The sequence below is a fragment of the Pseudomonas sp. R4-35-07 genome (assembly GCF_003852235.1).
GTDB lineage: Bacteria > Pseudomonadota > Gammaproteobacteria > Pseudomonadales > Pseudomonadaceae > Aquipseudomonas.
This window is the reverse complement of the sequence record NZ_CP027732.1, coordinates 4948776-4962848: the sequence shown is the minus strand read 5'-3', so window position 1 is coordinate 4962848 and position 14073 is coordinate 4948776. Positions and strand designations below refer to the sequence as shown.

Annotated in this window: 13 protein-coding genes and 1 other RNA gene; 7 read left to right on the top strand and 7 right to left on the bottom strand. The window is 58.7% G+C overall.

Annotated features, from left to right (window positions below; genetic code table 11):
• The first annotated feature begins 973 nt into the window (after positions 1-973).
• Genes C4J89_RS22680 through C4J89_RS27245 form a run of 4 tightly spaced genes read left to right on the top strand, consistent with a single transcriptional unit; the run spans position 974 to position 3941 of the window.
• Positions 974-2365 carry a YfjI family protein gene (locus C4J89_RS22680; protein WP_124410800.1) on the top strand — a complete coding sequence of 464 codons (1392 nt, stop codon included), beginning with the start codon at positions 974-976 and terminating at the stop codon, positions 2363-2365.
• Positions 2358-2711, top strand: coding sequence for a hypothetical protein (locus tag C4J89_RS22675; protein WP_124410799.1), 354 nt, complete (start codon positions 2358-2360; stop codon positions 2709-2711). The genes C4J89_RS22680 and C4J89_RS22675 overlap by 8 nt, the downstream gene beginning before the upstream one ends.
• Positions 2695-3675, top strand: a complete 981-nt coding sequence (locus C4J89_RS22670) for an integrase domain-containing protein (protein ID WP_124411227.1) — start codon at positions 2695-2697, stop codon at positions 3673-3675. Before C4J89_RS22675 ends, C4J89_RS22670 begins: the two co-directional genes overlap by 17 nt.
• Entirely contained in the window at positions 3672-3941 is a 270-nt protein-coding gene (locus C4J89_RS27245) for a hypothetical protein (protein ID WP_124410798.1), read from the top strand. Before C4J89_RS22670 ends, C4J89_RS27245 begins: the two co-directional genes overlap by 4 nt.
• A gap of 166 nt (positions 3942-4107) precedes the next feature.
• Here C4J89_RS27245 and C4J89_RS22660 read toward each other — a convergent pair whose 3' ends face one another.
• The 5 genes from C4J89_RS22660 to C4J89_RS22640 form a co-directional block, all read right to left on the bottom strand.
• Positions 4108-5364 (bottom strand): integrase domain-containing protein, encoded by a 1257-nt coding sequence (locus C4J89_RS22660; RefSeq protein ID WP_014719966.1) that lies wholly within the window; start codon positions 5362-5364, stop codon positions 4108-4110.
• 185 nt (positions 5365-5549) lie between these two features.
• Positions 5550-5946: a transfer-messenger RNA gene (ssrA, locus tag C4J89_RS22655) on the bottom strand.
• A 93-nt stretch (positions 5947-6039) separates the two neighbouring features.
• Positions 6040-6318, bottom strand: a complete 279-nt coding sequence (locus C4J89_RS22650) for a hypothetical protein (protein WP_124364456.1) — start codon at positions 6316-6318, stop codon at positions 6040-6042.
• 137 nt (positions 6319-6455) lie between these two features.
• A complete protein-coding gene (locus C4J89_RS22645) occupies positions 6456-9266 on the bottom strand; it encodes an FAD-binding and (Fe-S)-binding domain-containing protein (protein ID WP_124415621.1) in 2811 nt (936 codons plus the stop codon).
• A 70-nt stretch (positions 9267-9336) separates the two neighbouring features.
• Complete coding sequence (locus tag C4J89_RS22640; RefSeq protein WP_124415620.1) at positions 9337-11031, bottom strand: lactate permease LctP family transporter; 1695 nt, start codon at positions 11029-11031, stop codon at positions 9337-9339.
• Between the two features lie 250 nt (positions 11032-11281).
• Here C4J89_RS22640 and C4J89_RS22635 point away from each other — a divergent pair, with 250 nt between their 5' ends.
• The gene (locus C4J89_RS22635; RefSeq protein WP_124415619.1) at positions 11282-12049 is read left to right on the top strand and encodes an FCD domain-containing protein; all 768 of its coding nucleotides are present in this window, start codon (positions 11282-11284) and stop codon (positions 12047-12049) included.
• Positions 12050-12086: 37 nt separating this feature from the next.
• On the opposite strand, the gene smpB is transcribed toward C4J89_RS22635, so the two are convergent.
• Entirely contained in the window at positions 12087-12569 is a 483-nt protein-coding gene (gene smpB / locus C4J89_RS22630) for an SsrA-binding protein SmpB (protein ID WP_003176160.1), read from the bottom strand.
• 169 nt (positions 12570-12738) lie between these two features.
• Between smpB and C4J89_RS22625 the strand changes: the two genes are divergently transcribed.
• Positions 12739-13173 (top strand): type II toxin-antitoxin system RatA family toxin, encoded by a 435-nt coding sequence (locus C4J89_RS22625; RefSeq protein WP_124364452.1) that lies wholly within the window; start codon positions 12739-12741, stop codon positions 13171-13173.
• Positions 13166-13468 carry an RnfH family protein gene (locus C4J89_RS22620; RefSeq protein ID WP_124364451.1) on the top strand — a complete coding sequence of 101 codons (303 nt, stop codon included), beginning with the start codon at positions 13166-13168 and terminating at the stop codon, positions 13466-13468. Before C4J89_RS22625 ends, C4J89_RS22620 begins: the two co-directional genes overlap by 8 nt.
• A 55-nt stretch (positions 13469-13523) precedes the next feature.
• Here C4J89_RS22620 and C4J89_RS22615 read toward each other — a convergent pair whose 3' ends face one another.
• Positions 13524-14051 carry an outer membrane protein assembly factor BamE gene (locus C4J89_RS22615; RefSeq protein ID WP_124364450.1) on the bottom strand — a complete coding sequence of 176 codons (528 nt, stop codon included), beginning with the start codon at positions 14049-14051 and terminating at the stop codon, positions 13524-13526.
• Positions 14052-14073 lie beyond the last annotated feature (22 nt).

Genomic DNA, 14073 nt, shown 5'->3' with positions numbered 1-14073 from the left:
CGAAGCCGACTTGCTCTCCAGTTCTTTTTCAAATTTGATTAGCTTCTCGCCGTCGTATCCCGTCAGTAATTCCCCACGATCTCTATCGCGCGAAGCGCATTCGAAGAGTGTCAGAGCCAATCTTGTTTTAGGGTATGGCTAGGACGTGGCGACACCGGCGACACTGGCGACAATCCCCGCAGAACGGGGCCTAGAGGCTGGCGACAAAAGTGGCGACTGTCGCCACTTTTTGTACGCTTTGGCCATGAGGCTTGACCGCCTTTTCGAGTGGGTATAAAAATTGGCGCATGGACCGCTGTCGTTGACAGCACCAGCCCAGGTAGCCAGAGCCTTCAAGGCTACGCCATTTGTGTGGTGGTTCTCCCGAAGTGCGATTAGCGTCCGGCGGCTCGCACGGTCACTCCCCAGGAGTGATGGATGCCTACTCGACTTATCTGTCTGCTGCGGCAGACGATGGACCTTCCTCGCTGCGCTGCAGCAACTTCACCTTTCGGCACACTTCACTGCGCCAGGCCGTGCCCGTCTCTTTCTCCTGGAAAGAGACGGGCGTTCGTAACACTGCTGCAAGCCGCGTCGTACAGGGCATTGCTGCAACTCTCCTCGTGACAATCGATCTGACAAATCCGATTCGTCGCCATCCGTAACGACACAGGCGCCGGTTGCCGCAGCCTATGGAAGGGCTGCACCTGACTGATAGTCAGGCATGCCTCAGGTGTCCATGTCGTTGCCTTCTCCCACCCAGGATCTCTAGGCGCCGAACTCGTCAGTCGGCACAGCCTCCACCCGCCCGTATCTTCGGATGCGCGAAGGAGGTCAGGTCTTTGGGTTCATGCCCTCGCTCCCGGTCGTAAGGAGCCGTGCGTTCCGCGTCAGTGAACACCTCACAGGCCGCAGGGGCCTTGATCCCTGATAACACTCAACAGCCGTGGCGGGAATACGTGAGGACAACCAGCAATGAACGAGGAGAGGGGCCATGCAGCAGTTAGATCCGAAGCTTGAACTACCACGTCCGCTGATTGAGTCGAATCCTGTGGCCCAGCTTTATCCGGTGCAGGCACTGGGTGGGATTCTTGGGCCTGCGGTGGAGCGCATGGCCGAGGTCATCGGCGTGCCTCAGGCACTGGCCGCGCAATCGGTGTTGGCTGCCTCGGCACTGGCCACTCAAGGTCATGCGGGCTTACAGCTCGACGGAAGAAATTATCCGCTGTCGCTGTACCTGATCACGGTGGCCGCGTCCGGCGATCGCAAAACGGCAGCAGATCGATGTGCATTATTGCCAGCACGGCAATGGGAGCGTGAGCAGTGGCAGCGTTACCGCGAACAGCTTGCACAGCACCGTGCCGCACAACGGCAGGCGCAGCGTATCAACCCTGCCGATCCTGAGTCCACGAACGGGGTGCCGCTCGAAGCAGAGCCTTCAGCCCCTAGGCTGATAACCACAGACCCGACTATCGAGGCCCTGATCAAGGGGCTCTGTCATGACTTGCCGAGCATGGGCCTGTTCTGTGACGAGGGCGGACAATTCCTCGGCAGCAGCACCATGAGTCGGGATAACCGTTTGAAGGCGGTCACAACCTTGTCGTCACTCTGGGACGGTAGCCCGATAGATCGCGCGCGCTCCATGGTTGGTGAAAGCTTGCGAGCCTACGACCGGCGCTTGAGCCTGCATCTGATGCTGCAACCATATTTAGCCATGCAGTTACTCAGTGACCCGTTGCTGCAAGGGCAAGGCATTCTCGGCCGCTGCCTGATGACCTGGCCCACCAGTGTAGCCGGGCAACGTAGCTACCAGGCTGTCGACTTGTCCAAAGATGCCGCCCTCAAGCGCTATCATCACCGCCTTTCGGCTCTGTTTTATCAGCCTTGGTCACTTTCCGCTGGCGGTGCCTTGCGTCTATCACCGCTGAGCCTCAGTCCACTGGCTCGTCGTCGCTGGATTGATCTGCATGATGCCATCGAAGCCCAACTGGGTGAGTTTGGCGAGCTGGCCAGCGTACGGCCTAGCGGATCGAAGGCCGCCGATAACCTGCTGCGCGTCGCCGGCATTCTTGCAGTTGTGGAGGAGAGCAGCGTCGTGGAGGTCGACCATATCCAACGGGCCTCGGCCTTAGTCGGTTACTACCTCACCGAGATCCAGCGTCTGACTGAGCAGGAGCCAGTGTGTCGAGTTAAGGAGGAGGCGGACCGGCTGTTGCGCTGGCTGCAGGTCAAAGATTGGAAGCGCTTTAGTATTCGAGACCTGAACCGCAACGGGCCCCGCTTTGCTCGTAAGAGCAGTCGCCATGCCACCAAGCTTTTAGTCGAGTTGCTTGATCATCAGTGGTTGATCACCGACGGCCACACCTTCGAGGTGCGCCATGTTTAATCTTGATGAAGCGCTACGCAACCATCTCGCTCAGCGCCAAAAGGAGCCGAAAGCGCGATTTGTCGCCGCTACTGTCGCCACGTTGTCGCCACACTCAAAGCCAGGCAGAGCAAGGGTTGTCGCCGCTGTCGCCGATGTCGCCACCGTCCGTAAAACTATCACCTCGACGACCGCCATCATTCAGTGGTTGAAAGAGGAGGGCGCACATCTTTACGTCGCCGACAACACGCTGTGTTTTCGCCCGACCGATTGGGCTCAGATCCCCATCGTGAACGCGCACTGGCGAGCCCTTTTGCATGATCTCGCTGCAGTCGATCAGGAAAAGAAAAATGGCTCGGGTTGGTAAGCGATTTGGGCGCAATTTCGGCTTCGGTCGCCAGCTCAGCTATGCCGGACCGCAAGCCTTGAAAGATCTATTTGGCGACGGCCATTTTGCTACCGTCAAAGCCCATAGCGATCGCTGGCAGGCCTTTGTGCGTTGGTGTCGTTCCGAGGAAGGCCCGAGGCTCAATGACGCGCGACAGATCGGCCGCGAGATCCTCATGCGGTACGCCACTCACATGCGGGAGCAGGTTGATCAGGGCAACGTCGGCATCGCCACCGCGCAGAACCGCCTGTCCAGCGTCAACCGAACGATGGCCGCGCTGCGCGGTGATCAGTACGTCAAAATCCCCAGTCCGAGCAAGGCGCTGGGCTTGCAGCGCTCAAGCGTGCGTAGTGAGCCCCCGCAAGGCCAAGACCGTGTGCAGGTCGAGTTGATCGCACGGGCACTGTCAGAGCGAGGTCAGCAGCGTGTTGCCGCAATTGTGCATCTGGCCCGGGATACTGGTATGCGCTTGCGTGAGGCGATCCTGGCGGATCTGCCCCGACTGCAACGTGAGGCTCGGCAACTGGGCAAGATCAACATCCAGGATGGAACCAAAGGTGGTCGGTCAGGCTCATCAGCGCCGCGTTGGATCGCGGTCACCGATCAAATCCGTGGCACCTTGGATAGGGCCTGGGAGGCTTCACCCAGTCGCAGTCGGAACCTGTTGGCCCCCAACGAGAGCTACAAAGAGTTTATACAGTCAGTTGTGCGACCGGCACGGGGCATCTTGCATGAGCATGGATTGAGAGGCTTTCATGAGTTGCGGGCGGCTTACGCCTGTGAGCGTTATGAGCAACTGACTGGCTTGAATACACCCGTCAATGGCGGTCGTGTTCATCGAGAAGATCGAGAGCTTGATCTGCGTGCACGACAGCAGATCAGCCACGAATTGGGACATAACCGCATCGATGTGGTGAGTGCCTACATCGGAGGTCGGCGATGACGTCCGAGTTCGACATAGCGTTGTTTCTGCGCCCCGTGCTCAAAGGTGCACATGCCACGCGGCAGCGGCACATCAGGCAAGCAGAGAGGATGCACGAGGTGATTCGTGAGCGCTGGGGTTGCGCGACTCCCTGGTCCTGGAGAGAAAAGCACGTGAGATGGTTTCTGGAGCACTACCTGCGATGCTCAGCTCCAGCTACCGTCTACTACTACGACTTAACAGCAGGGTTGATCCGCCGCAGAAAGGCAAAAGTCGTGGTTGCCTGATAGACCTTTAAGCGTGAGCCCCTGAGTATGGGAATGCGGAGCCTTCCCATACTCAGGGGCTTGGCTGAAGAGGCGCAGGCATACCAGAGATCTAGCGATTGTCGTCACTCCTTTCGCCCTACTACACGACACGGATCGTAGTCGGTGGCGCGTACCTTTTGGATGTTCAGCGAATCGGTACGACGTTGCGATCTCTGGTTTGATTGATGGCCGATGCCGACAGGCTGCCGGTGGCCGCCTTCTGGATATGTTCACTCCACCAAGCCATCATCGGACGCCGGCGTTCGATGTAATCCGTCCGGTTGTAGGCGCTACGAACTTCGTCCTTGTCGACATGCGCCAGTGCGACCTCGATCAGCTCCGGATCCCAGCCATGCTCATTCAGGATGGTGCTCGCCATCGAGCGCAAGCCGTGGCTGACTAGACGGTCCTGAAAGCCCATGCGCTTCAACGCCATGTTGGCGGTCTGGCTATTGGCATGGGTGCGGGGGTTTCTATCTGAGGGGAACACGTACTCTCTGTTACCGCTGAGTTGCTTGAGTGTCTCCAGTAACGAAAGTGCCTGATCGGTAAGAGGGATTGTGTGCGGCCGACGCTTTTTCATGCGCTCTGGCGGAATGGTCCAAATGCGTTTGTCGAAGTCGATATCTGCCCATCGTGTGGTGGCTGCTTCGGCAGGGCGGGTCATCGTGTGCAACTGCCATTCGATCAGGCAGCGGGTCGTGCGTTTGATGCTGGCATTCGCGATTTCCATCATGAGCTCGGGAAGCTCCTCAGGTGGTAGCGCAGCCATGTTCTCTTTCTTGGGTTTCTTGAACACCGCCCGAATGCCATTGAGGGGGTTCGCAAATATCAGCCCGGAGTTGACCCCATAGGTCATGATCTCGTTGAGTCGCTGACTCAATCGTTTCACAGTTTCGAGGCTCCCTTTGGCCTCGATTGGGCGAAGGATTTTAATAACCATCGGAGCAGTGATTTGAGAGAGCGGCGTGGTTTTCATGCTTGGGAAAACATGGAGTGTCAGCGATCTCCAAATGTCTTCGGCGTAGGCTTTGGTTACGGAGTCTTTCTTTAGCTCGAACCAGGCGGTGGCCACCTTCTCGAAAGTGTGTTCAGTCTCAGCAAGTTTGGCTTGCCTTACCTCATCACGCTGGGTTTTGGGATCAGTGCCTAAAGCGAGCAGCTCACGCGCCTCTGCGGCTTTCTTTCGGGCGTTGGCTAGCGAAAGGTCGGGGTATGGACCAAGCGCCATATTGATACGGCTTCTGGTCAGGGGCTCGCGGTAATTAAAATTCCACATCATTGAGCCGCTCGCACGTACTCGAAGCTGTAAGCCATCACCGTCGCTGAGGACGAAATCTTTACCGGTTGCCTTGACTGCCTTGAGCTGGCGATCGGAGAGGCGGGTTGCGTTAGTAGGCATAGGGCTACCTCCAGCACCGTTTTGGTATCCTGAAAATAGCATTTGGCAGTCCGGGATACCACCTGGGATACCAAAGCGGCTGGAATTCAGAAACTCTCCAAAGCTCCCATAAGCGCTGAAACCCTAGTATTTACTGGATTTAAGGCACAAAAAAAGACGTCCATGGACGTCTTTAGTTGATCAAATGGTGGAGCCGGGGGGATTTGAACCCCCGTCCGCCAGTACTCCGCTGTCGGTACTACATGCGTAGCCGTTTCTATTAAGTTAACCCTCAGCGACCCGAAGGGCAGGGTGCTTTGGGCGAGTTGTGTAAGTTTTAGCCGCTTCGTCCACAACGTACTGCACGGCGATTCTGTTCTATATGACAATCACTTTGGGTTTACAGACATCCCCTGGTGATTGCTGGACCCGAAGGTACCAGAAGCTCAGGGCTAAGGCTGCTTACGCAGCGAGAGCGAATTCCTGGCCGTAGTTTTCGTCATTGGCAACTATAAGAAGTTGCAACAGTGGATTTACGAGTTCTGTTACCAACTCGGCATGCACCTAAAGTTTCGCGACCGGCGTCGAATCCTAAACGGCCCCGTGCTTGTAACTCGTTGTTTCTAGTGAATGACAAGCTTGTGTAGTGTACGCCAAACCTTCACGAAAGGCCAACCCGAAGGTCGGCCCTATCGCTTACTGACCGCCTTTGTCGCCGTTCTGCAGGTCTTGCAGGGCCTTGGAGGTGATTTCGATGCACTTCTTGTCATCACCAGCAGCGTGCGCCGCTTTGGCTTGGGAGACCGCAGTGTCTATCTCGCCGCTTTTGCCACTGGTGTCGGTGGCGAGCAGCGCTTTACCGTTGTTGATTTTGTCCAGGTTGATTTTGCACAGGTCAGGCTCACCGGCCGCAAAAACAGGGGATGCCAGCATCGCAGCGGTAATGAACAAGCCAGCAAGAGCGGAACGCTTCATAGGGTATCTCCTTGCACAATTGGGGCTCGACGCTGCTGGCGTTGGGGGCCTGCCAGCGACATCACGGATGAGCCTCGTTTGTCGAGGCCTATGCAGATGACTACGCCGGCGCGTAGGGGTTCGGTTTTTTTGCAGGCCTAATGGGCGCGGGCCTGGGTCACGCGGTCTACGAGGTACACCAAACCGTGATAATCAATGCCGCCGTGCTGGCTCAGGCCGATCTCGCAGGTGCGGCTGGTGGAGATGCCTTCGCTGCACTGTTGCACCGCGTCCTTGAGGGTGCGCAGTGCGTGGGCGTTGAGTTCTGGCGTGGTAAAGCCTTTGTCGCCGGCAAAACCGCAGCAGTGGATGCCTTCGGGGATGACGACGGTTTTGGCGCAGCGTCGGGCGAGGTCGATCAGCGCCTGGCTTTCACCCAGGTGCTGGGTGCTGCAGGTCACGTGGACGGCAATCGGCGCCTCCTGCGGCGTGAAGTCGAGGCGGTCCATCAGGTGGGTGCGGATAAAGCGTACCGGGTCGTAGAGGTCCAGGCGTGTCTCGCCCAGGTCTTGCATCAGGCGCAGGGTGCACGGGCTGGTGTCGCAATAGATCGGGTCGAGGCCGCCACGGCTGGCGTGGAGCAGGGCGCCGATCAGTTCCTGGCGCTTGTGTTCGGCCTGTTCGGCATAACCCTTGGAGGCGAAGGGTTGGCCGCAGCACAGGTTGTCCTGATGGTCGGGAAAGACCACTTGGTAACCGGCTTTTTCCAGCAGGCCACGGGTTTTGTCGTACAGCGACATTTGCTCTTTATCCCCCGCCGCCGGGCCCATGGCGCGTGAGACGCACGCCGCCAGGTACACCACCCGTGGTCGCTCGTCGGTAACGGCCGGGCTGAAGCGAATGGCTTTTTCCGGTTGCGGCATGGCGTTGGTCCATTGTGGAACCTGTCCCTTGGACAGCCGGGTGACGGTGGCCGATAACTTCGCCAGGCGCGGCGCTCCCAGCAGCATGCGTGCGCCGTTGGCGACGTGCAGGGTAAAGCGCGCGCCTTGCAGTGCGGTGGCGAAATGGGTGGCGAGCCATTCGGCGGTTTTCGTACGGTCGGCGTCGCGGCTGCGCAGCTTTTTCACCAGGTCGCCGGTATTGATGCCTACAGGGCAGCGTTGGGCGCAGAGCCCGGTGGCGGCGCAGGTGTCGATGCCTTGGTAGTGGTAGGCGGCTTCCAATTCGGTGGTGTCGACGCCGGCGCGTTGTTTGGCCTGGATATCGCGCCAGATCACAATGCGCTGGCGCGGGCTCAAGGTCAGGCCTTTGGACGGGCACACCGGCTCGCAGAAGCCGCATTCGATGCACTTATCCACAAGCTCGTCGGCTGCGGGCAGGGGCTTGAGGTGCTTGAGATGAATCTGCGGGTCATCGCTGAGCACCACATCCGGGTTAAGGATGCCGTTGGGGTCGAGCAGGCGCTTGAGCTGCCACATCAGTTGATAGGCATCGCTGCCCCATTCCAGCTCGACAAACGGCGCCATGTTGCGACCGGTGCCGTGTTCGGCTTTCAGCGAGCCGCCGAATTCAACCGCCACCAGCTGTGCAACGTCGTCCATGAACGCCTGATAGCGTGCGATTTCTTCCGCGCTGTTGAAGCCTTGAGTGAAGACGAAATGCAGATTGCCTTCCAGCGCGTGTCCGAAAAGGATGGCCTCGTCGTAGTGATGCTTGTCGAACAGTTCGATCAAACGGTTAACGCCAATCGCCAGTTGTTCGACCGGGAAGGTGACGTCTTCTATGATGACGGTCGTACCGGTTTTGCGCACGGCGCCCACGGCGGGAAAAGTGTCTTTGCGGATCGCCCAGAGCCGGGCGTTTTCCAGCGGGTCCTCGGTGAAGTCGACCTGCTTCTCCACCGGAAACGAGGCGAGGGAGGCCATGATCAGCGCCATGTGTTCATGCAGTAATGAAGGGGAGGCGGCGCGGGATTCGATCAACAGCGCGCAGGCATTGTCCGACAGATGCTGTACGAACGCAGGCATACCCGGTTTGTCCTGTACCGAGCGCAGGCTGCGCCGGTCCAGCAGTTCAACCGCCGAGACCGGTTGGGTTTTCAGCACGGTTACCGCGTTGCAGCAGGTCTCGACATCCGGGAACACGATCAGCGCCGAGGCTTTGTTCGGGTGATCGATCACCGTGTCGTAGGTCACCGCGCTGATAAACCCCAGCGTGCCCTCGGAGCCCACCAGCAGATGGCTGAGGATGTCCAACGGGTCATCGAAATCCACCAGGGCATTGAGCGACAGGCCAGTGGTATTTTTCAGACGGTATTTGTGGCGAATCTTTGCGCAAAGTTCGGCATTTGCCCGCGTTTCGCGGCCCAGTGTTGCCAGGCGTTCGAGCAGCGTGCCGTGGGTCTGGCGGAAGGCTTGGACGCTGGCAGAGTCTTCGGTGTCCAGGCGGCTGCCGTCGGCCAACACCAGACGCATACCGGCCAGGGTGTGGTAGGTATTTTGTGCCGTACCGCAGCACATGCCACTGGCGTTGTTAGCGACGATGCCGCCAATTTTGCAGGCATTGATCGACGCCGGGTCCGGCCCGATCTTGCGCCCGAAGGGCGCAAGCCAGGCATTGGCCTGGGCGCCGATTACGCCCGGTTGCAGGCGGATCTGCGTGCCATGTCCGCGTATTTCGCGGTCATTCCACTGCTCCCCCAGCACGATCAGCACCGAGTCGCTGATGGCCTGGCCGGACAAGCTGGTGCCCGCCGCGCGGAAGGTCACGGGGACGCGGTCGCGCTGGGCCAGTTGCAGCAGCGTAACGACTTCGTCTTCCGACTCAACCCGAATCACCAACTGTGGGATCAATCGGTAAAAGCTGGCATCGGTGCCGAAGGCGAGGGTGGAAAGTGGATCGTCGAAACGCCGATCCTTCGGAATCAGCTGTGCGACGTCGCTCAGGAATGCTGCAGGCAGGCTCATCGGTCCTCCAGAAATAGCTGACGCCGGAACCGTTGTCCGGCGTCGGTTTTTACCCTATTGCGTGCAGGTCTCAGTGCACCAGCATACCGGTGAACCAATATGCCTGCGCCAAGGTGATCAACCCGACGAGGGTGGCAAAAAACAGGCTGTGCTTGAGGGTGAAGCGGAACAGGTCGGATTCCTTGCCCACCAGGCCGGTCGCCGCACAGGCCACGGCGATCGATTGCGGCGAAATCATTTTACCGGTCACGCCACCACTGGTATTGGCCGCTACCAGTAAAGTGTCGTTAACGCCGATCTGGTGCGCGGTGGTGGCTTGCAACGAGCTGAACAGTGCGTTGGACGAGGTGTCCGAGCCTGTCAGAAAAACCCCAAGCCAGCCGAGGAAAGGCGAGAAGAAGGGGAAGGCTGCGCCGGTGCCGGCCAGGACCAAGGCCATGGTGGAGGACATGCCCGAGTAGTTGGTGACAAAGGCGAAGGCCAGCACCATGCCGATAGACAGGATTGGCCAGCGCAGCTCGTAGAAGGTTTCTTTTAAAGTGGTAAGACCAGTTTTGAAGTCTATTTTCAGGACTGCCATCGAGATCAGCGCAGAAAAGAAAATCGCGGTACCGGTAGCTGAGATCGGGTCCAGCTTGAATACGGCCGGGATGGCGGTGGGGTTCGTTACAATCGGTGCGACCTTGATCACCAGTTGGTCCAGGTGCGGGATCGCAACGTTGAAGACCCAGCTGTACATCGAGCCACCTGCGGCGAACATCGCTTTGAAGGGTTTGAGTGTCCAGATGGTGACCAGCACGGTGAGGATCAGGAACGGCGACCATGCCTTGAAAATCTGCCCCAGGCTGTACGGCGAAACAACCGTGTTGCGCGGCAAACCGAAGCCGCCAGCGCTGGCGGTAATCGCCGTGCTCGAGGTGGCACCGGCGATCTGCGCGCCGGCGCTGCGCTTGGGCTGCCAGACTTTCAGGAATAGGGTCAGGGCGATCAGGCTGGCCAATGCCGAGGTGATGTCCGGCAGTTCCGGGCCGATGAAGTTGGATGTGAAATATTGGGTGACGGCGAAGCTCAGGCCCGCCACCAGGGCTGCGGGCCAGGTTTCGCGAACGCCGCGCAGGCCGTCCATCATGAACACCAGCCAGAAGGGCACGAACAACGAGAGCAGCGGCAGTTGGCGGCCGGTCATGGCACCGATCTTGAACGCGTCGATGCCGGTGACTTGCCCTGCAACGATGATCGGGATGCCCAGCGCGCCAAAAGCGACTGGGGCGGTGTTGGCAATCAGGCACAGGCCGGCGGCGTAGAGCGGGTTGAAACCCAGACCGACCAGCAGCGCGGCAGTGATTGCCACGGGCGCACCGAAACCGGCCGCACCTTCGAGGAACGCGCCGAAGCAGAAGCCGATCAGCAGTACCTGCAAACGTTGATCGTCGGTAATCGACAGGACCGAGCTACGGATCACTTCGAACTGACCGCTCTTGACCGTCAACTTGTAGAGAAATACTGCGGCTACGATGATCCACGCAATCGGCCACAAACCATAGGCAAAGCCGTAGCCGGCGGCGGCCAGGGCCATGTCTACCGGCATCTGGAAGGCGAAGATGGCGACCAGGATCGACAGCACGAGGGTGATGCTGCCGGCCACGTGCCCCTTGAGACGGAACACGGCCAGGGCCAGGAAGAAAAATATGATGGGAATAACGGCGGCCAGTGCGGATACACCGAGACTGCCGAGAGGGCTGTAGAGCTGTTGCCAGGTTTGCATATGGGGTGGCCCCTGATTGTTGTTGTTTGTATGGCTTGGGTAATTGGTAATACCAATTTACAACCGCTGTGGGCTAGATTAAGAGGCTTGTTGGGGGTGTGTCAATTTGCCGCCCGCGAAACTTTGGTCGTACAGCCGGGCGTGGTTGTTCTGATGGGGTGAATCGAAGGCGTTCTGATAGGTGCCGCGAGCGCGGCGATAGGCCAGAATAGAAGCCCCGGCGAGTGGTCGGGATGGTGGAGAGTGGGTTATGGGGTTTGATCAGGTGCGTCAGCGCCGTTTGTCTGACGATATCGTCGCGCAGCTCGAGGGCATGATCCTTGAGGGCACGTTGAAGTCGGGCGAGCGCTTGCCGGCCGAACGTGCTTTGGCTGAGCAATTTGGCGTGTCACGGCCATCGCTGCGAGAAGCGATCCAGAAGCTGGCGGCCAAAGGGTTGCTGGTCAGCCGTCAGGGCGGTGGCAACTATGTCGTGGAATCCTTGGGGTCGACCTTTAGCGATCCTCTGTTGAATCTGTTGGAAAACAACCCTGAAGCTCAACGGGACCTGTTGGAGTTTCGCCAGACACTGGAAGCTTCTTGCGCGTATTACGCGGCATTACGAGCAACGGAAGTTGATCGTGAGCGGCTGACGGCGGCTTTCGAAGCGTTGCAGGATTGTTATGCGCGGGCCGATGAGGTGAGTCGAGTGGAGGAGGGCGCCGCAGATGCGCGGTTTCATCTGGCCATTGCGGAAGCGAGCCATAACGCTGTGTTGCTGCATACCATTCGTGGGCTGTTCGATCTGCTCAAGCGTAACGTGGTGACCAACATTGGCGGCATGTATCAGCAACGCACCGAAACCCGCGACATGCTGATCAGTCAGCACCGCGATCTGTATTTGGCAATTATCGAAGGGCGGGCCGAGCAGGCGCGCGAAATTTCAACACGTCACCTGCTGTATGTGCAGGAAGTGCTGGAGGAGGTGCGTCAGGAAGTTCAGCGCGTAGCCCGGGCGGAGCGACGTAAAGGCATGTAGCTTCGGGCGAGTTGCCCGAAGCTACAGGGTCACAAGGTTATTCTTCCTTGCCCTTGTTGCGCACCGCGCGATGCAATTCGCGATTGGAGTCGCGCTCGCGTTCGGTATCGCGTTTGTCGTATTCCTTCTTGCCCTTGCCCAGCGCAATCTCGCACTTGACCAGGTGCTTGCTCCAGTACCAGGACAAGCAGATGCAGGCGTAGCCTTTCTGTTGCACTGCCGCAGCGAGTTTTTCCAGCTCGCGGGCGTTGAGCAGCAGCTTGCGCGTGCGCACCGGGTCGGCAATCACGTGGGTGCTCGCGGTGGTCAGCGGGGTTATATGACTGCCAAGCAGCCATGCCTCGCCATCCTTGAGCAGCACATAGCTGTCGACCAGCTGCAGCTTGCTGGCACGCAGACTCTTTACTTCCCAGCCGGCCAGGACCAGACCAGCCTCGAACCGATGTTCGATGAAGTAATCGTGTCGCGCTTTTTTATTTTGCGCGATGGTCCCTGTGGGGTGTTTCTTTTGTTTAGCCATAGGGGCGGCATTATAGGGAGTTGCGAGCGAGTCGGCTACGGTCAACCTGCGTGCTTGAGCGTGTTCGATGAATCCCGGACAATGCCGGCAGTTCTTTGGTTTTTTTCTCTCGCGGATCTGGCTGTTCTTTCGCGATGTTTGCCCGCTCAGCTGTGGAAATAACGCTCACATGACGACGCATATTCAACGTTCGGCCCTGTTGCCCTATCCCGCGCAGGCGCTCTATGACCTGGTCAACGACGTGGCGCGTTACCCGGAATTCCTGCCGTGGTGCTCGACTGCCGAGGTTTTGGAGGGCGGTGATGAGTACATGGTGGCCAGCGTCGGCGTAGCCAAGGGTGGGCTTAGTCAGCATTTTGTTACGCGCAATGTGCTGGTACCTGGAAAATCCATTGAGATGAATCTGCAGGAGGGGCCGTTCACTCAGTTGCATGGGGTATGGGTATTCAAGGCGCTGACGGACAAGGCCTGCAAGATCAGCCTGGATCTGTCGTTCGATTACGCCGGGCCTATTGTCCGGGCGACGTTGGGACCTTTATTCAACCAAGCGGCGAATACGCTGGTGGATGCATTCTGCCAGCGAGCCAAGCAGCTGCATGATTGACATTGAAGTGGTGCATGCCGCCATTGAGCGCCAAGTGTTACTGGCGGTGGCGGTGCCGGAGGGCACAAGCCTGAGGGCGGCGGTGCACGTGTCGAGGATTGCTGAGCAATTCCCGCAGTTGGAACTGGCTGAATGCCCGTTGGGAATCTTCGGTAAGGTGGTTGCCGACGCTGATACGCGTGTGGTGCAGCCAGGTGATCGAATTGAGATCTACCGGCCGTTGCTGGCAGATCCCAAGGAAGTGCGCAGGCAGCGTGCGGCCAAAGCGGCGAAGGCCAGGCAGCAAAGCTCATAAATCAGCAAGCAACAAAAAGCCCGGCATGCCGGGCTTTTTGTTGAGTGTCGCCTTGTTACTGCGGGCTGGTGTCCAGAGGCTGTGGCGTCGGGACTGGCACGGTTTCCACGCCATCGACGTCTTTCTGGATCTGGTCCAGCAAGGAGCCTGGCTTGGCCGGCACCTCGGATTTCGGCTTCTCGGCTTCCTGTGCAGGGGCGGTCACGCTGGTACCGCTGTCCTTGCCCATCAGCGCTTCATCGCGGCTTACGCCGGGCATGAAGTCACCGGACAGGCTGACAAGCTGGTCATTGCCATTGAAGATGACACTGACACGCTCCTGCTGGCGCTCACCGCCGCCAGGCTGGAGGCTGTAGAGATAATCCCAGCGATCGGCATGGAAAGTGTCGGTCAGCAGGGGATTGCCCATGATAAACCGTACTTGCCGTCGGGTCATTCCCGGGCGTAACTGGTCTATCATGTCCTGCGTGACGACATTGCCCTGCTGGATGTCGATTTTGTAAACCCCGGGGAATGAACAACCGGCGAGTGCGAGCAGTCCCACAAAGGTGAAACTGGTTAGCAAGAGCTTGGTGTTTTGCATCGGTGGGCGACTTCCACTATCT